This window comes from Patescibacteria group bacterium, assembly GCA_040753135.1.
Taxonomy (GTDB): Bacteria; Patescibacteriota; Minisyncoccia; order UBA6257; family Brennerbacteraceae; genus JBFMGR01.
Genome location: JBFMGR010000001.1, coordinates 100,360 through 124,806, shown reverse-complemented (window position 1 = coordinate 124,806; position 24,447 = coordinate 100,360). Strand labels below are relative to the sequence as shown.

General features: G+C 40.0%; 27 protein-coding genes and 3 tRNA genes. 2 read left to right on the top strand and 28 right to left on the bottom strand.

Annotated features, from left to right (window positions below):
* Positions 1-32: 32 nt before the first annotated feature.
* From rpsI to AB1721_00750, 11 genes are all read right to left on the bottom strand, one after another.
* Positions 33-506: a 30S ribosomal protein S9 gene (rpsI, locus tag AB1721_00800; GenBank protein MEW5805256.1), complete on the bottom strand. Its 474-nt coding sequence runs from the start codon at positions 504-506 to the stop codon at positions 33-35.
* Positions 507-511: 5 nt separating this feature from the next.
* The gene (rplM, locus tag AB1721_00795; protein MEW5805255.1) at positions 512-889 is read right to left on the bottom strand and encodes a 50S ribosomal protein L13; all 378 of its coding nucleotides are present in this window, start codon (positions 887-889) and stop codon (positions 512-514) included.
* A 66-nt stretch (positions 890-955) separates the two neighbouring features.
* A complete protein-coding gene (rplQ, locus tag AB1721_00790) occupies positions 956-1,342 on the bottom strand; it encodes a 50S ribosomal protein L17 (protein MEW5805254.1) in 387 nt (128 codons plus the stop codon).
* Positions 1,343-1,389: 47 nt separating this feature from the next.
* A complete protein-coding gene (locus tag AB1721_00785; GenBank protein MEW5805253.1) occupies positions 1,390-2,319 on the bottom strand; it encodes a DNA-directed RNA polymerase subunit alpha in 930 nt (309 codons plus the stop codon).
* A gap of 34 nt (positions 2,320-2,353) precedes the next feature.
* Positions 2,354-2,983 (bottom strand): 30S ribosomal protein S4, encoded by a 630-nt coding sequence (gene rpsD, locus AB1721_00780; GenBank protein ID MEW5805252.1) that lies wholly within the window; start codon positions 2,981-2,983, stop codon positions 2,354-2,356.
* Positions 2,984-3,044: 61 nt separating this feature from the next.
* Positions 3,045-3,497 carry a 30S ribosomal protein S11 gene (rpsK, locus tag AB1721_00775; GenBank protein ID MEW5805251.1) on the bottom strand — a complete coding sequence of 151 codons (453 nt, stop codon included), beginning with the start codon at positions 3,495-3,497 and terminating at the stop codon, positions 3,045-3,047.
* Positions 3,498-3,584: 87 nt separating this feature from the next.
* Positions 3,585-3,971: a 30S ribosomal protein S13 gene (rpsM, locus tag AB1721_00770; GenBank protein ID MEW5805250.1), complete on the bottom strand. Its 387-nt coding sequence runs from the start codon at positions 3,969-3,971 to the stop codon at positions 3,585-3,587.
* A gap of 164 nt (positions 3,972-4,135) precedes the next feature.
* Positions 4,136-4,249, bottom strand: coding sequence for a 50S ribosomal protein L36 (gene rpmJ / locus AB1721_00765; protein MEW5805249.1), 114 nt, complete (start codon positions 4,247-4,249; stop codon positions 4,136-4,138).
* Between the two features lie 113 nt (positions 4,250-4,362).
* On the bottom strand, positions 4,363-4,578 hold the full coding sequence (infA, locus tag AB1721_00760; protein ID MEW5805248.1) for a translation initiation factor IF-1: 216 nt from the start codon (positions 4,576-4,578) through the stop codon (positions 4,363-4,365).
* A gap of 114 nt (positions 4,579-4,692) precedes the next feature.
* Complete coding sequence (locus tag AB1721_00755; GenBank protein ID MEW5805247.1) at positions 4,693-6,066, bottom strand: hypothetical protein; 1,374 nt, start codon at positions 6,064-6,066, stop codon at positions 4,693-4,695.
* Between the two features lie 52 nt (positions 6,067-6,118).
* Positions 6,119-8,017: an alanine--tRNA ligase-related protein gene (locus tag AB1721_00750; GenBank protein ID MEW5805246.1), complete on the bottom strand. Its 1,899-nt coding sequence runs from the start codon at positions 8,015-8,017 to the stop codon at positions 6,119-6,121.
* Between the two features lie 113 nt (positions 8,018-8,130).
* Here AB1721_00750 and AB1721_00745 point away from each other — a divergent pair, with 113 nt between their 5' ends.
* Complete coding sequence (locus AB1721_00745; protein MEW5805245.1) at positions 8,131-8,439, top strand: hypothetical protein; 309 nt, start codon at positions 8,131-8,133, stop codon at positions 8,437-8,439.
* Positions 8,440-8,496: 57 nt separating this feature from the next.
* Here the strand turns inward: AB1721_00745 and mnmA are convergent, their stop codons facing one another.
* The 5 genes from mnmA to AB1721_00720 form a co-directional block, all read right to left on the bottom strand.
* The gene (gene mnmA / locus AB1721_00740; protein MEW5805244.1) at positions 8,497-9,645 is read right to left on the bottom strand and encodes a tRNA 2-thiouridine(34) synthase MnmA; all 1,149 of its coding nucleotides are present in this window, start codon (positions 9,643-9,645) and stop codon (positions 8,497-8,499) included.
* A 53-nt stretch (positions 9,646-9,698) separates the two neighbouring features.
* The gene (locus AB1721_00735; protein ID MEW5805243.1) at positions 9,699-11,327 is read right to left on the bottom strand and encodes a CxxC-x17-CxxC domain-containing protein; all 1,629 of its coding nucleotides are present in this window, start codon (positions 11,325-11,327) and stop codon (positions 9,699-9,701) included.
* Between the two features lie 42 nt (positions 11,328-11,369).
* The gene (locus AB1721_00730; GenBank protein ID MEW5805242.1) at positions 11,370-12,740 is read right to left on the bottom strand and encodes a hypothetical protein; all 1,371 of its coding nucleotides are present in this window, start codon (positions 12,738-12,740) and stop codon (positions 11,370-11,372) included.
* A 77-nt stretch (positions 12,741-12,817) separates the two neighbouring features.
* Complete coding sequence (locus AB1721_00725) at positions 12,818-13,903, bottom strand: HTH domain-containing protein (GenBank protein ID MEW5805241.1); 1,086 nt, start codon at positions 13,901-13,903, stop codon at positions 12,818-12,820.
* Between the two features lie 148 nt (positions 13,904-14,051).
* A tRNA-Gln gene (locus AB1721_00720) sits at positions 14,052-14,122 on the bottom strand.
* Between the two features lie 129 nt (positions 14,123-14,251).
* Between AB1721_00720 and AB1721_00715 the strand changes: the two genes are divergently transcribed.
* The gene (locus AB1721_00715; GenBank protein MEW5805240.1) at positions 14,252-14,617 is read left to right on the top strand and encodes a cupin domain-containing protein; all 366 of its coding nucleotides are present in this window, start codon (positions 14,252-14,254) and stop codon (positions 14,615-14,617) included.
* Between the two features lie 29 nt (positions 14,618-14,646).
* On the opposite strand, the gene AB1721_00710 is transcribed toward AB1721_00715, so the two are convergent.
* From AB1721_00710 to AB1721_00655, 12 genes are all read right to left on the bottom strand, one after another.
* The gene (locus tag AB1721_00710) at positions 14,647-15,045 is read right to left on the bottom strand and encodes a hypothetical protein (GenBank protein ID MEW5805239.1); all 399 of its coding nucleotides are present in this window, start codon (positions 15,043-15,045) and stop codon (positions 14,647-14,649) included.
* Positions 15,046-15,065: 20 nt separating this feature from the next.
* Positions 15,066-15,983, bottom strand: coding sequence for a permease-like cell division protein FtsX (locus tag AB1721_00705; GenBank protein MEW5805238.1), 918 nt, complete (start codon positions 15,981-15,983; stop codon positions 15,066-15,068).
* A 129-nt stretch (positions 15,984-16,112) separates the two neighbouring features.
* Positions 16,113-16,796, bottom strand: a complete 684-nt coding sequence (gene ftsE / locus AB1721_00700) for a cell division ATP-binding protein FtsE (protein MEW5805237.1) — start codon at positions 16,794-16,796, stop codon at positions 16,113-16,115.
* Between the two features lie 284 nt (positions 16,797-17,080).
* Positions 17,081-18,184 (bottom strand): peptide chain release factor 2, encoded by a 1,104-nt coding sequence (gene prfB, locus AB1721_00695; protein MEW5805236.1) that lies wholly within the window; start codon positions 18,182-18,184, stop codon positions 17,081-17,083.
* Positions 18,185-18,286: 102 nt separating this feature from the next.
* Positions 18,287-19,027 (bottom strand): protein-L-isoaspartate O-methyltransferase, encoded by a 741-nt coding sequence (locus AB1721_00690; GenBank protein MEW5805235.1) that lies wholly within the window; start codon positions 19,025-19,027, stop codon positions 18,287-18,289.
* A gap of 5 nt (positions 19,028-19,032) precedes the next feature.
* Positions 19,033-19,103: transfer RNA gene (locus AB1721_00685), tRNA-Trp, on the bottom strand.
* A 193-nt stretch (positions 19,104-19,296) separates the two neighbouring features.
* Positions 19,297-19,485 carry a 50S ribosomal protein L33 gene (gene rpmG, locus AB1721_00680; GenBank protein ID MEW5805234.1) on the bottom strand — a complete coding sequence of 63 codons (189 nt, stop codon included), beginning with the start codon at positions 19,483-19,485 and terminating at the stop codon, positions 19,297-19,299.
* Positions 19,486-19,838: 353 nt separating this feature from the next.
* Positions 19,839-19,911, bottom strand: a tRNA-Thr gene (locus AB1721_00675).
* A gap of 203 nt (positions 19,912-20,114) precedes the next feature.
* Entirely contained in the window at positions 20,115-21,764 is a 1,650-nt protein-coding gene (groL, locus tag AB1721_00670; GenBank protein ID MEW5805233.1) for a chaperonin GroEL, read from the bottom strand.
* Between the two features lie 118 nt (positions 21,765-21,882).
* Positions 21,883-22,188: a co-chaperone GroES gene (locus AB1721_00665; GenBank protein ID MEW5805232.1), complete on the bottom strand. Its 306-nt coding sequence runs from the start codon at positions 22,186-22,188 to the stop codon at positions 21,883-21,885.
* 84 nt (positions 22,189-22,272) lie between these two features.
* Complete coding sequence (locus AB1721_00660) at positions 22,273-23,010, bottom strand: hypothetical protein (GenBank protein MEW5805231.1); 738 nt, start codon at positions 23,008-23,010, stop codon at positions 22,273-22,275.
* Between the two features lie 209 nt (positions 23,011-23,219).
* Positions 23,220-24,260 (bottom strand): DNA recombination protein RmuC, encoded by a 1,041-nt coding sequence (locus tag AB1721_00655; GenBank protein MEW5805230.1) that lies wholly within the window; start codon positions 24,258-24,260, stop codon positions 23,220-23,222.
* Between the last annotated feature and the right edge of the window lie 187 nt (positions 24,261-24,447).

The following is a 24,447-nucleotide window of genomic DNA, read 5'->3' as shown; positions in this document are numbered from 1 at the left end:
ATTTGCTCAGAACCGGAGAAAACGATAAGCAGTTATCTTTTCCTCCACTGGGGGGCGCGACGGGCTTTTTTCAAGCCGGGCTTTTTTCTTTCTTTCACTCGAGAGTCTCGAGTTAACAAACCCCGGGCTTTCAAAACTTTTTTCAAATCTTGATTTGATTTAATCAATGCCCGGGAAATTGCCAAACGGGCCGCTTCAGCCTGGCCCCGCATTCCGCCGCCTTTTGAAGTAATCTCCAAGCCAACTTTCCCCAGTTGATCGGCAACTTTCAAGGGCTCTTGAACAATCTGCTGAAATTCTAAAACCGGAAAATAATCAGCTATATTTTTCCCGTTAAAAATAATCTCTTTTTTATTTTGATAAAGTTTAGCCACAGCGGTGGCAGATTTGCGTCTGCCCAAAGCCCGAGAGTATTTTTCCGGCTTAACCGTTTTTTTCTTAGCCGCAACTCCACCGGATTTTTCTTTTTGAACAGATTTTTTTGCCGTTGTCTTTTTCTCCGCCATTTTATTTAATCATTAACAAACTTAATTCTCTTTAAAAGCTTATCCCGCCACTTATTCTTTGGCAGCATGCCCCGAAGGACTTTTCTAAACAGCTCGCCTGGATCTTTTTCAAAAATCGTTTTCATCTTAGTTTCCTTTAAGTGGCCAAGATAGCCGGTGTGGTGGTAATAAACCTTTTGGTTTAATTTCCTGCCGGTAAACTTAACTTTGCCAATGTTTTTTATTTTAATTTCCCGCTCCATCGGCCAGTGCTTTTCATAACTGGCTGAATCTTTGCCTAAAAGCAAACCGGCCACAAGAGAAGCCAGCCGGCCAATCGGCTTTCCGGCCGCGTCAATCTCATATGCTTTTTTATTCTGTTTTGCTTTCTCTTGAATCGACATAAAACTATGAATTATGAGTAATGAATTATGAATTATAAGAACTTATTAGACATTGAAAATCGGGAATTAATTAGTTGGTTTTTTTAAATCAACTTTTGGTTTTTCTTCAACCAAGCTAATCATTGCCATTGGCGCGGCATCGCGCATTCTTGGGTTTAATTTAACTATCCGAGTATAGCCGCTTTTTCGATCTTTATAACGGAGCCCAATATCTTTAAAAATTTTCTCCGCTGATTTTTTAGGCAGTTTTGTCAGTAAAAGCCGATAGCTGGCAAGAGTCTGTTTTTTTGCTAAAGTCACAAGCGGGTCAAAAAGCCTTTTCAGTTCTTTAGCCCGGGCTTGAGTAGTGGTGATTTTTTCTTTCATAATCAAATTATGAAGCAGGCCTTTTAAAAAAGCTTTCTTGTCTCCGAGTTTTCTGCCGAATTTTCTGCCCGTTTTTCTGTGTCTCATAGATTGACTTACAACTAACAACTGACAACTAATAACTAATAACTAATTTATTTGAAATCAATCCCGTATTCTTTGAGTATGGCGCGAATCTCTTCCACGGCTTTGTTGCCCAAACCCTTATAGCTTTTTATCTTTTCCGGATTAATCTTAATTAAATCGCCAATGGTCTTTATCCGGTGCTGCTTTAACGCTGACAAAATCCGCTCCGGCAAACCCGTGTTTTCCAAAACAATCTTTTCAATTGCTTCTGAATTGCGCAAGCTGGCAAAAGAAGCCACCTCGCCTTCAGGAGCAAGCTCCTCTGTTCTCAAAGCGCTAAAGTGATCAATTAAAATGCCCAGAGCATAATTAAACGCGAAAATCGGATCAATTGAACCATCGGTCTTAATCTCCAACCTTAATCGGTTATAATTAGTTTTTTCGCCAACCCGCATATTTTCAACAATGGCATTAACTAAAATTACCGGTGAAAAATTGGCGTCAAGCTCAACCGTGCCAACCGGCAATTTTTCCTTTCTTCGCCTGTCTTCAGCCGCAGAATAACCGATCCCCCTTTCGATTCTGACCTCAAGATTAAAATTAGATTTTTTATCAGTCAAGGTAGCAATTCCGGTTTCAGGATTAACTATCTCAACCAAGGGATTTTTGCCAAAATCTTTGGCGGCAATCGCTCCCTCGCCTTTAGCGGATAAACTTAATACTTGGGGTTCTTCGCTAAAAATCTTAAGCCTGATTTTTTTTAAGTTAAGGGAGATCTCGATCAAATCTTCAGCCACTCCGGGCAAAGTGGAAAATTCATGGGGCGCGCCGTCAATTTTAAAAGAAGTAATTGCCGCTCCTTCGCACGAAGAAAGCAAAACCCGACGCAGAGCGTTGCCCAGAGTCAAACCATAACCGGGATAAAGCTCTTCTATCTCAATCACCGCTTCTCGACTGTCTGATTTAATTATTTTTGGCTGTTTTGGTAAAGAAATCATATTGATTATTTATAATTATTTAACTTAATAAAAATTAGCGAGAGTAGAATTCAAGCACCAAAGCTAAGTTAAAAGAAAGCTTAGTTTGCTCTAAAGAAGGGTAGCCAATAATTTTAACAGTTAATTTTTCCGGGTCAAGCTCAAGCCAGGCGGGCAGATCTGTTTCTTTTAGCCTTTTTTGGGTGTCCTCAAACAATTTAGTTTTTAATGAATTTTCCCGAACTGAAATCTCGTCGCCGGATTTAAGCTCTGCCGAGGGGACATCGTGCCTCTTGCCGTTTAAATTAATATGGCCATGGGTTACCATTAATCTGGCAACGCTCCGTGATGGGGCAATCCCGGCCCGAAAAACCACATTATCAATTCTTGTTTCTAAGAATCTGAAAAGGGATTCCGGCGCAGAAACTTTTTGAGAGCCAATTGCTTTCTGAGCGTATTTTTTCAGCTGCTTTTCAGACAGGCCGTAACTAAACTTGACTTTTTGCTTTTCTATCAGCTGCAAAGCGTACTCGGATAAATTTCTTCTTCTTTTACCATGCATTCCCGGACGATAAGGCCGCCTAACCATTGCTGATTTTTGGGAAATTGAGCGTTCCGGCTTAAGAAAAAGGTTTTCTCCCAGCGCCCGACTCTTTTTTTCTTTTGGTCCTAAAATAAATGCCATATCAAAACAATTTTCAATTCACAAATCCGTTTTAATTCATTATTCATTATTCACCCCTCATTTACACTCGCCGCGTTTTTTTCGGCCGAGGTCCGTTATGAGGAACCGGAGTAACGTCTTTAATCAGCTGAATATCCTGGTTATTGTTGATTAAAGCTCTGATCGCCGCTTCTCTGCCGCCGCCAATTCCCCTAACATAAATTGATACTTTACCCAAATCAAATTTTTTAACTTTTTGCAACAAGGTATTAACTGTGCTGGTCGCCGCATAAGCAGTAGCTTTTCTCGGGCCCTTAAATCCAAGACTGCCGGCCGAAGACCAGGCAATCACCCCGCCTTTAGAATCAGTAATGGTAATCAAAGTGTTGTTATAAGAAGAGCTGATATAAATCCGGCTGGATTCAAGTTTCTTTGATGCGGAAACCGGCCCGGCTTTTTTAATCTTGGCTTCAACCTTTTCCTGGGCCTTTAAAGCTTCGGCGGTGTCTTCAGTTTTGATTGTTTTCTTCCCCATAGTATATTCGGAGTCTAGAATAAATAGATTAATTAAACGTTTTAAGCCAAACCCCTTAATTCCTTATTCATAATTCATAATTCTAATTTATGTTTTCTGGGCTGGCGCCTTTTTCCCTGAAGTAATTGTCTTTCTGACATTGCCCCTGACGGTTCTTGAATTATGCTTGGTTTTCTGGCCCCGAACCGGCAAGCGCTTGATATGCCTGATGCCGCGATAAGTTTTTATATCTTTTAATCTTTTAATATTGGCGAAAACTTCACGGCGCAGATCGCCCTCAATCCGATATTCGCTTTCAATTACTTCTCTCATTCGGTTAAATTCTTCAGTGGTCAAGTCTTTAGTCTTTTTGCCCAAACCAACTTTAGCTTGATTTAAAATCTTTTCTGCTGAAGATGGGCCAATACCAAAAATATAAGTCAGGGCCACTGAAATTTTTTTCTCGTCTGGAATATTGACTCCGGCTAAACGCATACCACAAAATTCCTAATTTCTAATTCCCAAATAAATTCAAAATTCTAATCTCTAAACTCAAATGGTTTTTAATTTGTTTCATCCAGCCATTGCGGATTCAGCTTTGCGAAATAACCGCAATTTCTGCTCCGCAGAACCGGATGAAACAGCGCGCAGGCGCTGTTTCATCCCTGTCTCTGTTTGTGTCTTTTGTTCTCACAAATAATAAAAACTCGACCTTTACGCCGAACCACTTTGCACTTAGCGCATCGTTTTTTTACTGAAGCTTTAACTTTCATTTTTCTAATTTTTATCAATTTGGTCCGGTTTAACTTAATTACCCAGCCAACCCGAATTAAGCTAAAAAACTCTTGCCAGAGTTAATTCTGGCAGCTTGGTCAAGAAATTAAAATTATTTACGATAAACGATTCTGCCCTTGGTTTCATCATACTGGGAAAGCTCAACTGTAACCAAGTCATTAACCATTACCTTAATAAAGTTAATCCTCATTTTACCAGCCAAATGGGCCAAAATCTCTCTATCATCAGCCAATCTTACCCTGAAAAACCCATTAGGCAAAGCCTCGGTAACTAAACCTTCAACTCGGTTATTTTTCTTGTTCGCCATAAATAAAAGGCTTTATCATTATAATAAAAAACCAACTGAAAATCAACCCCGTTGGAGTCGACAGCTATATTATTGAAGTCTCACTTCAATATATTGAAGTGAGACTTCCTAAAATTATTCTACACGGATTTTAATTGCGTCAATATTCTCCGGCGCTTTTTTCATCCAGAACGGCCAGACCGAAACCTGAATTTTCTGAACTCCCTCAAGCTTTAAGAGCTCCTTTTTCAGCTCCTCAATGCTCTTGCCGGCTATTTTTTGCTTAAACTCTAAAGCATCGACTAATGCCTGGATATCCCGCCTGACCCTGACTGCCAGCTTCATTGTTTGGGTTTCTAAATCTATTTCAGGATTTTCATAAAAAATCTGATAATTGGCCAAAGTCAGATCAGATTTTATCTGTTGGTCCTCAACCATTTTTTCAGCAATTAACTCCTTAAGTTCGGTTTCATCAAAAACCAAGATTGACAGCCTGCCTTCAATTGTTGCTCGGGTTATTTCTGCTTCACCAGCAGAAGAAACAGCGATTTCACCCAATTTAAACTGGACTGCTTTGTCCAAAAGCTTTAAGTTTTCCGGGATTTCTTTAATTACCTCTTCTCTGGCGGTATCATAAGCAAACTGGGTAATTTTTTCTTTTGCAGTTTTGACATCTTCTTCAGTAACCACCTTGGCTAACCCGGAAGCGCCGCCATAAAACTTTTCTTTTGAAATCGCATAAATTTTTTCAAACTTGGAACTGCCGGCAAACCCGGGAATGGTAAACCGAGTTGACTCAAGATTATATTCCGGCCCCGGCTGGTCTGCGACCACCTCAACCTCTAGTATGCCCGGCCCAACCCGGTCATATCCGGGAACAGAAACTCTTTCCTGAATCCGGAAAATCTTGCCGTCAGGAGATTCAAACCTAGTTCGAGCAACTAAAATCTGGGCTGATTGGGTAGCTTCATTATAAATTATAATTTTGCCCCGGCTATAGCCGCTAACTTCCCCTTCGCCCGTGGCCGGATAATCTTTAGAGTAAGAAAAAGACTTTTCAAAAGTATGGAGCGGTAAAACAAACTGGCCATTTAAAAATCCGGTTTGCTCAGGCTCTTTTTCAAACAAAGCGGAAAAGGTTTTTTCTTGAGTTTCCTTTTGGATCTCCAAAACAATCTCAACCTGGCTGATAAAACCGCTGCCAAAATAAATCAAAAGTCCCAAGCCGATTAAGCCGATCAGCCAAGAAACTGATTTTAAAACCCGGCTCCGATCTTTTGGTTTTGCTCTTTTTTTCTTCTTCTCCGGCTGGATCTCTGTTTCCGGTTCGGTTTTAGAAGATAAGCTTTTTAAAAACTCATTATATCTTTCTTCTAATTTCATCTCCGGCCCGGTTTTATCTCCTGAAGGCTCTATCTCAACTTCCTTGCCGCGCTTTGGCTTTACTTCTTTTACTCTTAAATCCTTTGATTTTTTGCTTTTTTTAATATCAAAAAACTTTTTCGCCATTTTTGGTCAAATTTTTATTTTAATTCAATTAATTATATCACGCTTGGGTTATTTAAACTTCAACCACTGCTCGAATTCTTTTTATTCCTTGGCCGATTGATTCCAGTTTGGCAATTTTAATTTTACCAATCTCTTTTGTATTTTCTACATGCGGGCCGCCGCAGATCTCTATAGAAAAAGGAATTTGCCCTGAGTTCATCGAAGGACCAATAAAATAAACTTTAACTTTCTCGCTATACTTGCTCCCAAACACGCCCAAAGCGCCGATTTTCTTCGCTTTATCAACTGCCATTTCTTCAAAATGAACCGGCAGATGTTCTTGAATTTTCTGATTAACCAAGCCTTCTATCTCTTTTAATTGTTCCGAACTGATCGGTTCAGAATAATTAAAATCAAATCGCAAACGCTCGGCAGTGATGTTTGAGCCTTTTTGATAAATCTGGTCGCTTAAAATTTGGCGCAAGGCCGCTTGCAATAAATGGGTGGCAGTATGGTATTTTTTGCTGATTTCAGAGTGGTCAGCCAAACCGCCCTTGAATTTTTGCTCCGCTTTCTGGCGGGATAATTCTTGGTGTTTTTTAAAAGCCTGATTAAAAGACGCCAAAACACCCTCTTTGCTATGGGGAATTTCTTTGGCGATCTCTTCTAAGAATAATTCGGGCGGAAAACCATAATTCTGGAAGAAATTAAAAGCTATCTTGCCAATATCTCCGGACAAGCTTTTCTTACCTGTCTGCTTCATTTTTTGGACCTCTTTCTTTAAAACATTTAAACCCTTAGTTAAAGTTGTGCTAAACCTCTCTTCTTCTCTGACTAACTGCTCTTCAATAAAATCTTTATTTTGGAAAAGCTCCGGGTAAACATCTTGATAAATTTTAATTGCCGGCTCAACCAACTTAAAACAAAAAGCTTGATTAATCTCTAATTGCTTGGCGTAACGAATCGCCCGCCTGATTAGTCTCCTTAAAACATAACCTCGCTCAACATTTGACGGTTCAATTCGTTCAGCTAAGATAAAAATTGCCGCCTTAAGATGGTCAGCAATAATCCGCATTGCTTTGGTTATCTCTTCAGAGTCGCCGTATTTTTTGCCCGACAGCTCCTCAACTTTTTCAATAATTGGCCAAAACAGCTCGGTTCTGTAATTATCATCAAGTCCGTTCAAAACCGCCAAAACCCTTTCTAAACCCATGCCAGTATCAATATTTTTTTGTTTTAAAGATTCGTATTCGTATGCTTCCTTATTTAAATTTTTAGATTTTTCTATTTTTGAATCTCGAATTTCATTTTTGACTTTTGACTTTTGACTTTTGACTTTTTTATTATACTCCATAAACACATCGTTCCAGACCTCAACCCAGCGAGAATCATCGGGGTCAAACTTTTCCGGCGCTGGTTCATTGCTAACCCAATAAAACATCTCGGTATCTGGGCCGCAAGGTCCGGTTTGACCGGCCGGTCCCCACCAGTTGTTTTTTTTCGGCAGTTTGGCGATTCTTTTTTCAGGAATGCCCAAATTCAGCCAAACACTATAAGCTTCTTGGTCAAACGGCGCGTCCTGGTCGCCTTCAAATACTGAAACCGCTAATCTATTTTTATCAAGTCCCAGCCAATCTTTAGAAATCAAAAACTCATAACTCCACTCAATTGCCTCTTTTTTAAAATAATCCCCCAAAGACCAGTTGCCCAGCATCTCAAAAAAAGTCTGATGGACTTGGTCGCCAACTTCTTCAATATCAACGGTCCGGAGACATTTCTGAACATCAACCAAACGTTTACCGGCCGGATGTTTTTCACCTAATAAATAAGGCACTAAAGGATGCATCCCCGCGGTAGTGAAAAGCACGGTCGGGTCATTTTCCGGAATCAAAGAAGCGCTCGGAATAATCTGATGCCCTTTTTGCTTAAAAAATTCTAAATATTTTTGCCTTAACTCTTGAGCAATAATCATCTTAAAAAATAAGTATAGCAATTTTCTCTTAGAAAATCACTTCAACGGCTGTTAAAAACCCAGTTGTAAGTTGTTAATTATCAGTTAAGATTAAATTAAGAAAGGAGGTTGCCATGGCAAGGTTTAATATCTTAATCAAACACAACCTGCCATGGGAAGAGGCTCTGTTCCGCCGCGGCCTCTTCACTAACCTTTTATACATAAAACTCGGTGTCAAAAATTTAAAGATTCAATGGAAAACCGACACTGCGGATTTTCAATACAAAAACGTAACTGGCTCAATTATTATCGCTGGAAACGCAGTGATAATAATCGGCCAGACAACGTCGCTTAATGGTATAAAAGGGATTGGTGAACTTTTTGAAGAAGCCGCTCAAACGGCTTTTCATAACAACAAGCCCCTTCCCCAACCCCACGCATAATCTATGTGTGGGGTTTATTTTTCAAAATTTTAAATCTTTACTTCTTTTTTTATTTCATTATTCAATCACTCCTCCGCCTAACAAGGTTTTATTCTTATAAAACACGATTGACTGGCCCGGAGTGATCGCCACTGCCGGCTTAGTAAACACAACCTCAAACTTATTGGTTTTGTTTTTAATCACCTTAACTGATTGAAGCGGCTGGCGATAGCGATACCGCGCCCGGCATTTTAAAGGAAACCTAACCGATCCTGAATTAATCCAGTTAGCTTGCTTGATCTTTATCTTGGTTGGAAAAAACTTAGGCAGATCTTTTTTGGCGCAAACATACAAGATGTTTTTTTTAATCTCTTTTTTGGCAACGTAATAAGGCGTGCCGCCGCCAACCCTAATCCCCTGCCGCTGGCCCAAAGTAAACAGATGGACGCCCCGATGCCCGCCAATTAATCTTTCTTTTTTAATGCCATTTTTATTAAACTCAACTAAAACAATCCTGCCTGATTTTTCCTCAAGATATGGCCTTAAAAACTCTTTTAAACTGATTGGCCCGACAAAGCAAAGCCCTTGGGAATCTTTTCTAGCCGCTGTGACTAAACCGGCTCTTTTAGCGATTTTTCTTACCTCTGGCTTAGTCAAATCGCCCAAAGGAAAAAGGCAGTGTTTTAATTGCTTTTGAGTCAAAGTCCAGAGAAAATAAGATTGGTCTTTGTTGACATCATGAGCCATGAATAATGAATTACGAATTATGAATGATGGTTTATTTTTCTTTATTCTTAATTCTTTATTCTTAATTCTTGCCCGTTTCAAACGGGCATAGTGGCCAGTGGCAATAAAATCCGCGCCCAGCTTTTTAGCTTTTTTCAAAAACAAGCCAAACTTAATCTTTTTATTGCAAACCACATCCGGATTCGGAGTCTCGCCCTTTTTATAGCTCTCCAAAAAATATTTAAACACCTCCTCCTGATATTCTTTTTCAAAATCCCAGGTATATAAAGGAATTCCGATCTGGGCTGCCGCTTGGCGGGCAAAACGTTGGTCTTCTTCCCAGGGGCAATGAATCAAACCCGGGACCTTAACCGTCCAGTTCCTCATAAACACGCCAACAACATTGAGCCCTTGGCGCTTCAAAAGCAAGGCGGCAACAGAACTATCAACCCCGCCGCTCATCGCGACGAATACGATTTTATTTTGATTTTTATTTTTCACAGCAAAAGCAAAACAACTAATTTTATTTTGCTAACAACAGATATAATCAAACTTTAAGATTCTTGTTCTTGGGATTCAAGAGAATCTGTTTCTTTTTCTGGTTTCTGCGAACTGATAATTTTTTTCAGCATCTCGCCTAAACCGGACTTTTTTTCTTCTGCTTTTGGTTCTGTTTTTGGCTTTGCCGAAACCGGCTTTTTCGCTTTGGCTTTAGCTGGCTTTTTTTCTGCTTCTGGCTTTTTAACTTTTTTCAGGCATTTTTTGCAATAAACCGGCCGATTCGGATCCGGCTCAAAAGGCAAGCGAATATCTTTGCCGCAGGAGGAACAAACTGCTTCATGGAGCATTACCGGCTCCCAAACTTCCGGCTCTTGCTCTAATTTTTCTTCTTTTCCCGGCTCAACCGGCTCAAGCCATTTTTGAATCTCCTGCTCAATAAAGCCTTTCTGGGTAGAGTATTTTAATTGAGAGAGCTTGATAATCTCTTCTTTATAACTTTGAACCGGCAAAGGCGGCGGCAGTAAAGTTGTGCCTAAAAACGGCGGCGAAGTCACGCCGTCAATCATCATCTTGATGTAAAAATAATGGTTCGGCAGATTAACTAACTCGTGAACGTTGATCTGGGGCAAAAACTGCGGTTCTAATTTTTCCGCGTCAACCGGGCCGATCCGAAAAGCAACATAAGTGCCGACATTGCCCAAAATTGCGGCCAAGATTTCTTCAGGAATCTGGTCTAAATACTGATGGCCAATCACCAAATTCAGATGGTATTTTCTTGCCTCTGACAAAATCTTAATAAATGATTCGGTGGCAAAGTTCTGAAACTCGTCAATTACTAAACAAAAATCTTCCCGCTGGTTCTCCGGAATATCAATCCTGGACATCGCGGCTTGCTGAAGTTTGGTCACCAACAAACCGCCTAAAAGCGAGGCATTGGATTCGCCGACCAAACCTACCGGCAGACGGACAATCAAAATTTTTCTGGTATCAATTATCTCTCTTAAATTAAGCTTAGTCTTTTTCTGGCCGATAATATTTCTCACTAAAGGATTAGCAGTGAATTGGCCAACTTTATTCTGTAAAGGCGCAATTGCTTCAACTTGAAACCGGTCATGGTAGCGGGCAAATTCCTGGGTCCAGAAGGCTTTGACCACCGGATCCATCAGCCTGGAAACAATCATCTTCCGATAATCCTTATCTGCCAGCATCCGGCTGATGCCCAAAAGGGTTGAGTCCGGATACTCTAAAAGCGCTAAAAAAGTATTGTTTAAGATATACTCCATCCGGGCTGACCAAACATCAGGCCAGATTTTTTTAAACACTGACAACAAACTCGAAGCAACTAAGTGCCTCTGCTCAAAATCAACGCTCTCCATTACATTAAAAGCCAGTGGATAATTGGTGTCTGATGGATTGATATAAACCACATCATCAATTCTTTCTTTGGGAATATAATCCATCAGCCGATCAGAAAACTCTCCGTGTGGGTCAATAATCCCCACGCCCTTATTGTGCTGAATATGGTAAAGCGCCATTGTTTCCAAAAAAGTCGTCTTGCCCACGCCGGTCAGGCCAACCGCATAAATATGCCGCCTTAAGTCGTCAATCTTAATTCCAAACGGCGTCCGCTTATTCCGGAACTCGGCCTCGCCAATTAAAATTCTGTCTGTCCCATTATCCATAATTCATTATTTTAGATTCACTATTCATAATTCATAATTCACTTAAATCACCGGCAGATTTGGCGGCGGTTCGTATTTTTTCGTCTGCAATCGGTAGAGCCGCGGCGCCTCAACTTTAGTTAAAGGAAAATGATAAAGAGTAGCTAATTCTTCTGAATTGAGAATTAATTTTTTCAAAATATCTTTTGTTTCCGGACCGCCAATCTCCCTTCCGGCGCAAGCTTTAAAAAATTTATTAATATCTTGAAACTCAAGATTTTTGCCAAAAAACCATTTTAAATAAAATGGATGCTTTGGTCCGTCTTTTTCTTTAAAGCCGTTCAAATGAGCTAAGTTAAAGGTTCGGAAATAAGATTTAACCGCGCTGCTATGGGATTTTTTATCAAAAATAGATTTTGGCGCCACATAAACAACCCTGATCTCTGTTTCAAAAACTGTTTTAGAAAGCTTTTCTTCTGCTTTTTCCACTTTTTCCTTTTCACCCGGAGTCAAAAACTGAATTAAGGACGGCCGGTCTTCTTTTTTCTCCTCTTTTTTTTCTTCGCCGCCAGCCGGAGCGCCCAAAGCTGGGCCAATATCAGCAACAAATTTTTTCGCCACATTCTTGGTTTCATCAACCAATCCTTTAGCAAAACCAAAAGTCCCCGGCTTTTTTTCTTCTTCTTTTTTACCAATCAGTTTATTGATTGATTTTTTAGACTCTTCTTTTAAAGCCTTTGACTGGTCTTTGGTCAAGCCGCGCAAAACAATCTGAAGCCAGATCTCTTCTCCCTCTTTTAAATGGCTCAAGATCTCCAGAAATGGCGCTAATGGGTCTAACCGTTTCTCTTCTTTTACTTCCTCAAAAAAGGGGTAAGTTTTAATCGGATAAACTGCTTCTTCGGCTAAAGCCAGCTCGGCCCCCCAGATATCATAATAATTATCCGGCAAAGAACTGAATCTCTTAATATAATCTTCTGCCAGGCTAATCTCTGCCTGGGGATACTGGGAATAAATCTGGGTTTCAACCAAGCGCTGGAACTCTTTTGGTATTCTGACAAAAAAAGACACGCCCTGCTTATGCTGCCCGAGCATCTCAAAAGAAAGCCACAAAGGCACTTTGCCTTCTTTGGCTTCATCTTTCCAGCCGGGCGAGCTGGCAGTGGCGGCCAAAGAACTAAAAACCTGCTCCATTGTTTTCGGCGTTGCCTCAATATCTTGGGGGACCCGAAGCTCCAAAACCACCCATTCAATTTTGCTGACAAACTGCTCCTTCTTATAATTCTTCCAGTAATCCAGGGCAACAAAAAACAAAACCGGAGGCAAGACCAGCCACCACCAATCAACCCAAGCGCCCCATAAAACCAAAATTAAATCTTCGGCCAAGCCGCGCAAGAACTCATTGGGAAACAAAAAATTCAGCAAAGAATCCATACTTGCTTTATTTTAAAACGAAAAAAGTTTCTAAGCAAATCCCTGTTTTTTGTCTGGCTGAACAAAGCTTTGTCGACTCAGGCCTCTTCCGCTTTAAGTTTTGCCTGCTTAAGGGCATATTTCTTGCCCGGGAATTTTTTAAATAATTTTTTATCCTGAAGATTAATGAAAACGGTTGATTCTTTAACCAAACGGATTTTTTTTACTTCTTTGACAATTAAATCAAAAGAAATCGGCTGTTTGGCTTTTCTTAAAATCCCAACTAAAACTTGTTTGACTGTTCCGGGTTTGTATCCCCATTCGCTCAATGCATAAGTCCCCCGACCAATCAAAACAAAGTTCCCCGCTTTAATCAGCTGATTATGGACCGTCTGGGCTTCAACCTGCTTTTGCCAAACCGGGTGAAAACCGCTGGCATTCTGGGCATGCTGATTCATTGCTTCAGTTAAGTCGCGGAAATGCATCGGCCGGCCGGCAGACTTCAAAATCAAATAAGCTTTTTCGCCGACATTTTGCGGAGCAATCTCCAGATGCTGTTCTGTGCCAATATAACCAAACGGACTGAAAGCAATCTTTGGGCTTAAGCTGACATAAGACATTAAAATGCCAACCGGAACCTTGTCTAAGCCCAAACCCTTAGCCATTCCCTTGACAAAACCCTCAAAGGTTTCTGCTGGCAAGGGGGCGCTTTTGCTCCTGATTGCCCGATTGAGTTTTTTAACAAGAGAGATTACTTTTTGGGCTAATTTTTTGTCTGTTACCCAAAAAGCAGAATGGTCTTCCGCTTCGGCAAAATGAAACAGCCGCTTGTCTAAAAAAAGAAGAAAGCGGATTTTTAATGGCTGGGCCTCTTCGTCATTGAAAATATAAGACAGCTCTTTTAACAGCCGTTTTTCTTCCCGAAGGCCCTGAAAATGGGATAAGTGATTTTCAACTGCCTGAAAAAAATCATCAAGAATTGACGATTGAGCCAAAGTATTATTTATTTGCTTAAACCCGACTGATTCTAACTGCCTGACTCTTTCCCGAGTAATGGTTAGATCTTGACCAATCGCCTCTAGGGTTTCAGCAAAGCCAGTCTCCAAACCCAAACGTCTAGAAATAATCTCTTGAGTTCTTTTCGGCAGCGGCTGAAGAATTTGCTCAACTAATCGGTCAATCATAAATAATAAGTAACTAAAATTCTATTTATTAGAATAGCACATTCAAAAAATTTAGTCAATTTAATCCTTGATTCAAGATTATCTCCTGGCGAGTTATGACACTTGCGCTGGGCGAATCGAAGAGACCTACGCTAAGCTTGCCGAAGTGCTGCGGGGCAGGGATTCGAACCCCAATTTTTTGGGCCAGAACCAAACGTCCTACCTTTAGACGACCCCGCAATGAAATTAACTAACAACCATCAACTGACAACGAACAACCAAAGAATAACAAGGCAAAGTTTATTTTAACTGATAAAAATAGAAAATCAAAGTCTGTTATAATAACAAAAAATTAATTATTAAAAAAATATGGCTTACTTTAAAATCAATTTAAACGAGGCGAAAAACAATAATTATTTTCGCAAAGAGGTTTATACCAGCAACAAGGCCCAAATAGTTCTGATGTCGCTTTTGCCCAATGAAGACATCGGCGAAGAAATCCACGCCGATGTTGACCAGATCTTAATCTTTGCTGACGGCAGAGGTAAAGCAATTTTGAATCAAAGCGAATTTGAAATCAAAGAAGATGATGTTTTATACATCCCCCATAGCACCGAACACAATATTATCAACACCGGTTCAGAAGAAATGAAAATTATCTCAATCTATGCCCCGCCAGAACATCCTCGGGGGACAATCCACGACACAAAAGCTGAAGCCCTTAAACAAGACTAAAAGTATTTTAAAAAGAAAATTTATTTTTCTTAACCGCCGGAATTTTCCGCAATAAAGTCATCAAGCCGACTGACAAAATTAACCACTTTGTCTAGCCAGGACAAAACAGCTTCTGATTCCGGCAGATTTGTTTTTGCTATTCTAAACTGATCTTTAAGCAACCGGGCAGACTTTAACATCGATTTTTTAAGCTCATTTTCTTTTATATCCAAATCTTCAGCGCCCAAAACTAAAAGAATGCCAGAGATCTGTCCGGCTTGAAAAGTCAAAGCCGATTTTCTTTCTGGCTCTAAATTTAAAGTTTCTATCAAGTTTTGGAGCTCATCTAATAGATAGCCGGCTTCAGCCCTCATTCGTTGAAAATTCCCCCAATTAACTTCTCCTATTATGAAAAGTTCGTTATCTTTTTCTGCTGAATAAAATGCCATATTATTTTAATATTTTTAATTTATTTTTCTTCTTTTAAATATTTGTTAAACGCCAGATAGATTGACAAAAACATAATCGCAATGCCGGCAAAAGTCTGCCAGAAAAACAGCTTTAGAAAATTTTGGTTGAAAAACACCTGAAAATTGATGTCCGGAATAAAAGCATTGACTTTGGGCGCTAACAGCAAAACCGCCAGCCAGATAACAAAAAATGTCGCCAAAGAAGCAATCAAGCTAATCACCAAGCCCATAATCAAAAACGGGCCCCGAATAAACCAATGCGAAGCGCCAACCAAACGCATCACATTAATCTCTTCACGGAAAGAATAAATCGCCATTCTAATTGAGTTAAAAGCAATCAAAACCGCCAAACCGGAAAAAACAATAATCGCTCCCAGGCCAAACTTTTGGATACCGCTGGCGATTTTATTCAGCCGCTCAATAATCAATTTGTTTTCAGTAAAGTTAATCTTACTGATTGAATCTTTAAAGGGCGCGCCCTCAACAAAAGCCACTATCGGTTCATAAGACTGACCCTGTTTGGCTTTGATATTTAACGATGCTTGCAAGGGATTGGTGCCTAATTCTTCTAATGCCCGCCTGACCACTTCGTTACTTTGGTGTTTTTCTGAAAATATCTCCAAAGCTTTTTCCCGGGAGATATACTCAACCCGCTCCACTTCGGGCAGCTGTTTTAAAATATCCCGAACTTTAAAAATCTCGCTTTCGTCAACATTAGCGCTGAAATAGATTGACAAGTCAATTTTATCTCTAATCATTCTGACCACCTCGTCAGTAAAAAAATCAAATAAAATCAGATTGGAAAAAACAAACAAAGTCACTGCCATAATGCCGATGGTCGCGGCTGACAACCAAAGATTCCGGGAAAAACTCTGCCAACCAGCTTTAAATATTCTTTTTAATGAAACTAAAATCATGGTTTAAAATTGCTAATTACCAATTCACAATTCCCAATCAGCTATCAATCCCCTAATTTTCAAAGATTGAATCATTGCCCGCCAGAGGCGGATCCGCCCCTGACGGGAAAATTCAATGAAAATTGAAAATTAGGTAATAATATACTTTCCTTTTTGCTCGTCTTTAATAATTTTGCCGCGGTCTAAAATAATCACCCTTTTTTCCAAGGAGTCAACGATTTCTTTATCGTGAGTGGCTAAAATCACGGTTGTTCCCAGTTCGTTAATTTTAACCAAAAGCTTGATAATTTCCCAGGTGTTGATCGGATCTAAATTCCCGGTTGGTTCGTCAGCAATAATCAACTCTGGCCGCTGGACCAAAGCCCGAGCAATTGCAATTCGCTGTTTTTCGCCGCCGGACAAAGCTTTAGGAAAGTTATTTGCCCGGTCGGGCAAAGCCACCAGCTCCAGCACTTGTTCAACATCCCGGTTGATATCTTCATCGCTCATCCCGGCAACCTCCATCGCATAAGCAATGTTCTCATAAGCTGTCTTGTGTGCCAAAAGCCGATAGTCCTGAAAAATCATTCCGATCCTCCTTCTTAACAACGGTAGCTCTTTAGAAGAAAGTTTTTGAACATCTTGCTCGTTGAATGAAACCTTTCCTTTGGACGGGCTTTCTTCGGCAATTAAAAGCTTAAGCGCAGTGGATTTGCCTGCGCCTGATTTGCCCGCCAAAGAAACAAACTCGCCTTTTTCAATGCTAAAGCTGACATTATCCAGCGCAATTGAATGGGAGTTGTAAATTTTGGAAACGTTTTGAAAAGAAATAATCGACATAAACGCGACACTAATCTACGAATCTTATCTATAAATTCTAAATTCTAATATCTAAGCCCTAAATAATTCCAAAATCCCAATGCCTAAATTCTAAACAGTTCTGGATTTTTAATTTTGGTCATTTGAATTTATTTAGGATTTTCCGCCAGAGGCGAACAGCCCCCGGCTTAAGCGCTTAGGATTCAGAATTTGTGTTCATTCACATATTAGCATCATAGTACTTAATTCTTTTATTAATATATTCGTTGATTAGCATTAAATTCGCCGATTAGCATCATTTATTTATTATACTTCATTTTTAGTTCGGCTTCAATGAATCTATCCAGGTCGCCGGCTAAAACTTTTTCCACTTGAGTTGTTTCTGCTTCGGTCCGATGGTCTTTAACCAACTGATAAGGATGAAGCACATAAGACCGGATCTGATTCGCCCAAGCAATCTGCTTTTTCTCGCCTTTAATCTCGGCTTTTTCTGTGCGGGCTTCAGTTTCAGCTAATTGATAAAGCTTGGCCCGCAAAAGGCCCAAGGCTTTTTGCTTATTCCTGTCCTGGCTTCGCTCGCTTTGGCAAGAAACAATAATGCCGGTTGGTTTATGCTTAATCCTAACTGCAGTTTCTACTTTATTGACATTCTGGCCGCCTGGCCCGGAAGAGCGGAATAAATCTATTTCTAAATCGTCTTCTTTCAACTGATATTCTTTTTCTTCTATCTCCGGCAAGACCTCAACTAAAGCAAAAGAAGTATGCCTCTGATTATCAGCGTCAAACGGCGAAATTCTAACTAAACGGTGGACTCCATTTTCACCTTTTAAATAACCATAAGCATAATCGCCAACTATCTCGGCCACCGCGCTTTTTATCCCGCCTTGCTCGTTTTTGTGTTCATCTAAAATAATAAATTCCCAACCTCGCGCCCGAGCGTAGTTTTGGTACATCTCCCAAAGCATTCTTGCCCAATCCTGAGCGTCTTCTCCGCCAGCGCCGGCATAAACTGCTAAGCTGGCTTTACCGGCATCGTATCTGCCGGACAAAAACATTTTCAGCTCCTCTTTATCCATTTCTTTTTCTAATTTTTCCAAAGGAGGCTGAATCTCTGCCAAAGCCTCGGCTTCTTTATTTTCCTTATCAGCAATAAATAAAAACATCTCCAGCTCATCCAGTTCTTTCTGTTTATCCTCAAGCTCTTTAAGCAAAGTTTTAAGCTTGCCTAACTCTTTTGAAAAAATTTCGGCTTTTTCTCTGTCTTGCCAAAAATTCGGGTCTAAAAATTGGGTTTCAATTTCAATAATTCTCGCTTTTTTATTCTCAATATCCAACCACTCCTGCCATTTATTTAAACGCTGTCTTAAACTCTGCAATCTTTCTTTGGTTAACGATAATTCCATCTGACTAAAATGTTAATCTTAATCGTTTTGGTTTCCCCTGCCAGTATGGTTTTATGTTAACGTCTGACTAAACCGATACTGGTCGCGAAACCATTTAACTTCTTACCTCTTCACCAGCGGTACAAAATTAAAGCCGTAATGCTCTTCTTCTTGCCATTTATCTTGTTTTATTTTATCAAAAACAAAAATGCTATTCATTATTGGGCAGACAATCCTGCCCCTAACCTTCAGCTGGTCTTTCCAAGCCTGGGGCAGCTCTTTTTTGCTTAAAGCGGCGCTGGCTAAAATTTTGTCAAAAGGAGCGTAATCTTTTAAACCCAGATTCCCGTCCTGGCAAAAAAACTTAGCTACCCCATCAGAGACAAATTTATACTTGTTGCAATTTTGCGCTCCAAATTCACATAATTCTGGAATAACTTCTATCGCATAAACCTTGCCTAATTCATTTTGATTATTGGATATTGGGATTTCTTTGGAAATTGTCCGCCAAGCGCGGATCCGCCCCCGGCGGAGTAATTGGTAATTGGTGCTGCCTTGTTGGCTTATTATATAAGCCAAAAGAGCGGTAGTCCATCCTGACCCAGCACCAATATCTAAGATTTTTTCTCCTGGCTGAGGTTGTAATAACTCCAGCATAAATGCCACGGTGTAGGGTTGGGAAATCGTCTGACCTTGACCAATTGACAAAGGATAATCTCCATAAGCTTCATTTTCAAACTGTTTGGGGACAAAATCTTTCCGGTCAATCTTTTCAAACGCAGAGATAATCAGAGGAGTTTTCAAAACCCCGATAGATTTCAAATGACCAACTAATTCTTGGTTGGTAGAGAAGTTATTAAACATTAAAGCAGGGGCTGAAGGAATCGAACCCTCGTCAACGGTTTTGGAGACCGTTGTGTTACCACTACACCAAGCCCCCAAGGGAATAATTCCTAATTTCTAATTAGTAATTACTAACTTTTAATTCTAAACAGTATTATAAAACAAAACTTAAAACAAGCCAATTCCATTGAAAATTGAAAATTGTCTCGCTATGTCTCGCTATGCGAGATCTAGCGTAGCTACGACAAAATCTGGTGAAGTCAGAACAATTGAAAATTCCGCCAAGTGGCCTACTTTTTCTTGGTTTCTTTGTGCAAAGTGTGCTTGCGGCAGTGCTTACAAAACTTTTTGTATTCCAGCTTCCTTTCTACCAGTTTTTTGTTTTTCCGGGAATAATAATTAAACATCTTACATTCCTGGCACTGGAACTTAATCAAGTTTTCTGAATATTTTGATTTTTTTGCGCCTTTTTTTGCCATTTTTGTCCAAGAGCGCGGCGATTGGCTACAAAAATGAGCACCCCGCTCTTATTTTGCCGTCCGTTAACGCTCAATAAAAATTAATTACTTATGACCAATTTTGTTTAATTTTCTCGGCTCGCGGCTGGCGGATAGCCACAAACCTTTTTAACCCAGCGAACCGACACTCTGCTTCCCGCAAAATAAGAGCGGGGTTCCATAAATTCTATAAACTCTAAATATTAATTCCAGATTCTAAACTATTTATTAAATATTAGCAATATTTCAACAGTTATTTTATTTCTCTCGGAGAGACCTTCGGCAGGAAAATTATTTGCTATTCGCCATTTGCTATTAGCGATTAGCAAATTTTGAGCCGAGACCGGGACTTGAACCCGGGACCTCGCCCTTACCAAGGGCGTGCTCTGCCAACTGAGCTATCTCGGCAAAAGATAATGTTTTGTTTCAAGAAATACACTGCCCGCCAAGGGCGGATCCGCCCCTGGCAGAAACTACTCTGGCATAAAGCCCATTTTATTACTTAAGAAGCAAATTTACAAGATCATCTCTTAAAAACAATATTCCAACATTCTCAAGAATGTTGGAATATTGTTTTCTTAAATCTTAAATCTATAAGCTTTGCCCTCTTTTTAATAATCTTCTCCGCCGGGATAGCCACCGGGCATCTCTGGCTTGTCTTTTTCTTCTGGTTTGTCTGCCACGATCGCGTCAGAGATTAAGATTAACCCAGCCACAGAAGCAGCATTGGAAATAGCTGATTTAACCACTTTGGTTGGGTCAAGAATCCCGGCTTCAATCATATCAACAAACTCGCCAGTCAAAGCATTAAAGCCATAACCGGTTCTATCTTCTTTAACCAAAGTATTGAACACATCTTCTGCTGATTTGCCCGAATTCTCGGCAATCGTTCTAATCGGATATTCCAAAGCTCGAAGAACAATCTCCACGCCCCGATTCTCGTCGCCAAAAACCGGAAAAAGCTTATCTTTGTTCTTTCTCAACTCGCGGCTGATATCAAACAAAGCCACGCCGCCGCCAGAAACAATCCCACTTTCCAGGGCTGCCCGAGTCGCATGAATCGCGTCTTCAATCCTGAATTTTTTCTCTTTCATTTCGGTTTCGGTCACGGCGCCGACTTTAATCACTGCCACGCCGCCGGAGAGCTTGGCCAGCCTTTCTTCGTATTTTTCTTTGTCAAACTCTGATTCTGACTTTTCTAAAAGCGAACGAATCTGTTTGATTCTTTCTTCAATTTTGTTTTTTTCGCCTTTGCCGCCAACTATCGTGGCGTTGTCTTTATTAGCCACCACTCGATGGGCCTGGCCAAGCATATTTAAATCTGCGCCTTCCAGTTTTAAGCCAAGATCTGGAGAAATCAGCTTGCCCCCAGTAATCGCGGCAATATCTTCCAGCAACTCTTTTCTTCTGTCGCCAAACCCGGGCGCTTTAATTGCCAAAGCATTAAAAGTGCCGCGAAGCTTATTGACCACCAGAGTCGCCAAAGCTTCACCCTCTATGTCCTCAGCAATCAAAACAATGTTCTTTTTGCCCGATTGGATAATCTTTTCCAGAACCGGCAAAAGCTCGTTCATAGCCGAGATTTTCTGGTCAGTAATCAGAATATAGGGATCTTCCAAAACCGCTTCCATTCTTTCTGCGTCAGTAATCATATAAGGAGAAACATAGCCCCGGTCAAACTGAAGACCCTCAACGGTTTCCCGAGACAAACCTAAGGTTTGGGATTCCTCAACCGTAACCACGCCTTCTTTGCCAATCTCATTAAACACCTCGGCAATCAGCTTGCCGATTTCCGGATCGTTATTCGCCGAGATTGAGGCAACTTCTTCAACTTTTTTCTTATCCTCTATTTTTACGCTTTGCTCTGACAACATCTCTAAAACTTTTGCCAAAGCTTTGTCGATTCCTTTCTTCAAAAGCACCGGGTTAGATCCGGAAGCAACTTGAGAAAATCCTTCATTGACAATTGCCTGAACCAAAAGCGCCGCAGTCGTGGTGCCATCTCCAGCAATATCAGCGGTTTTCTGGGCTGCTTCCTTAACCAATTCAGCCGCAATATTTTCCAGTTTATTTTCCAAAGAAATCTCTTTTGCCACGGTAACGCCGTCTTTGGTAATTATTGGCGAACCATAGCTTTTGTCTAAAATTACATTTCTGCCTTTTGGGCCTAAAGTCACTTTAACCACATTGGCGACTTTATCAACACCTTTTTTTAACGCCTCCCTAGCTTTATCTTTGTATAAAATTTGCTTACTCATAATTTTCAATTTTACAATTTTTAATTTTCAATAAATTTACAATTTTACAATTCCCAAACATATAAGGTTGATAAATCAATGAGAATTGGAAATTGAAATTTGGGAGTTGGGAATTTTGCCATTATTCTATAATGGCGAGAATGTCTTCTTCTCTGGCAATTAAATACTCAACCTCTTTGCCGGACTCGTCTCTGACCTTAATTTCGTCTGGCCCGTACTTTTTGAAAAGCACTTCTTGGTTAACCTTAATCTCCATCGCTACCCGCTCGCCTTTATCATTTAATTTGCCCGGACCAACGGCAATAACTTTACCTTTTTGGGGTCGCTCTTCTGAAGCGGTCTCCGGAATGATAATCCCGGAAGAAGTGGTTTTTTCTTCTTTTAATGGTTCAATCAGAATATAATCTGATAATGGTTTTATTTTCATAACTCTTTTAATCAGTTAATTATTTAATTAGCAATCTACAATATAGATTGCTAATAAGTCATTATAATCTATCTTCCCCTTTTGTCAAGATAAAACAAAAAAATACAAGCAAAAACTAATCCAGATTAACTGAAAGACCAACCCCGGAATCATTGGAATTTTTCTTTGGATATTTTTATGGAATTCAAAAACAGAAAGCTTTTTTAATTTGGCTGAAGGATAAAAAATATAAGCCAATAATAAAATGTCCGGCAATAAAGCGCCAAAAACTCCGGCAACCCAGGACAAATTAGAATGAAGAATGATGAATAACGAATTAGGGTTAGGAAAATCGGGCCAGAGCGGGCCTTTGATTGATAGAAATAAAAAAATAATCAAACTGATTAAGATATCTAGGCCTAAAATAATCTTGCCCTCTCGGGTGAATCTTATTCGGCATTCAGCATCATTTAGCCCCCCTTCTCCATCTCGCTCCGCTCGGAACAAAGACGCATTAAGCGTCTTTCCTTCCACCTCCGCTTCGCTTCGGAACAAAGACGCATTAAGCGTCTTTGTTCCACCTTGTTCGGCTCGCAACAAAGCTACGCCAGCTCTCTTTGTTTCTTCGCTCGCCTCACTGCGGAGAAAAGACTTTGAAAAAGTCTTTTCTCCCACCTTCGCTTCGCTTCGGAACAAAGACGCATTAAGCGTCTTTGTTCCATCCCAATGAGGAATGGCGTCTAAAACAAAATGGGACAAAACTCCAGCGCCAAAAGCCAAGATAGGATTTTTCAGATACTTGCCAATAACCAAACCAGTTAAAACATGGGTGGTGTCTAGCATAAACCTAAAGAATTTCTAATTTCTAATTTTCAATTTTCAATGAATTTTCAATATTTCAATTTTCAGAGGTTTAAATTTTTTCAAATTTTGAGATTTTTTTACATTTTAATCTGTCATTTTGACTTTTGATTTATTTCATTCATTTATTCGTATAAATCCGCTATTCGCTGATAAAATATTAAGGAGATTAATTCATCATTCCTGATTCATCATTCACTTTCCCCTTCCGGTTCTTCTAGCTCGCCTTTAACTTTAATTGAGGTTAATTGGTCAACTTTGCCAACCATTAAATCAAGCCGTTTTTCAGTGTTGTTAAAAGCTGACTGGGCATTGCCCAGGTGCTTGCCCAAAAGCCGGAAATCTTCAGCTAATTTTTCGCCGTCTTTTCTGATTCTCTCAAATCTCTTTAAAATACCTTGGGTTTGTTTAGAAATCTGAACATCACGAAACCAATGCTCAACTGTTTTTAAAGTCAGGTAAAACAGATTTGGCGAAGCAATAATCACTTTCTTAGACCAAGCATAAGAAATCAAGTCGTCCTTGCTTGCTTTGGTCGCCGGATTAACGATCTCATAATAAACCGCTTCAGCCGGCACATACATAATCGCGTAATCCAAAGTCCCCTCTGAGGGCAAAATGTATTTTTGGCCAATCTCGTCAATCCGGGCTTTAACATCCTGGATAAAGGTTTTTTCTATTGCTTCTTTCTCCAGATCAGTTTCCACCACTTGAAGTTTGGAAAAGTTTTCCAAAGGGAATTTGGCATCAATCGCAATTATCTTGCCATCGGGCAGTTTAAACGCCGCATCGGCCCGTTCGCCTGAAGAAAACATATGCTGAAGGTCGTAAAGCTCTTTGGGATAGTGCTGGGAAAGCAGATGCTCAAGAGATGCCTCGCCCCAGTTGCCCCGTAGCTTTGGCGATTTAAAGATTTTTTGAAGATTGTCAACGCTTTGGTAAATCTCGCCGACTCTTTTTAAATCTTCTTTAACGCCAACAAACTCTTCGGAAAACCGCTGAATGTTTTTGCCCACAGTATTATCCAAACTGCCCCTAACCGCGCTTAATTGATTGGCCAAATGCTCCATCAGCTGAACCTGCATCTTGGAGATTGACTCGCCTAAAGAATTGATTGACTGATTTTGAATCTGGTCGTCTTGCTGTTTTTTTAAAAGCAGATAAATGACAAAGCCAAAAATAAACGCCAAAACCACAAACCCCAAAATTACAATCACTAAAATAATATCCATCCCGTTAGAAATTTAAGCAAGTTAATTCTTTATTCAATAATACGAAGATAGTTGTCGGTTTTGCCTTAATCAAAAACTTAATTCGTTTAATTATCGTTGAATTTCTAACGGGATCCATGGCAAACTTTAATTTTCAATTATCAATTCTCAATCAAGCTCCAGTTTTTAAATTTTCAGACTTCAAGAA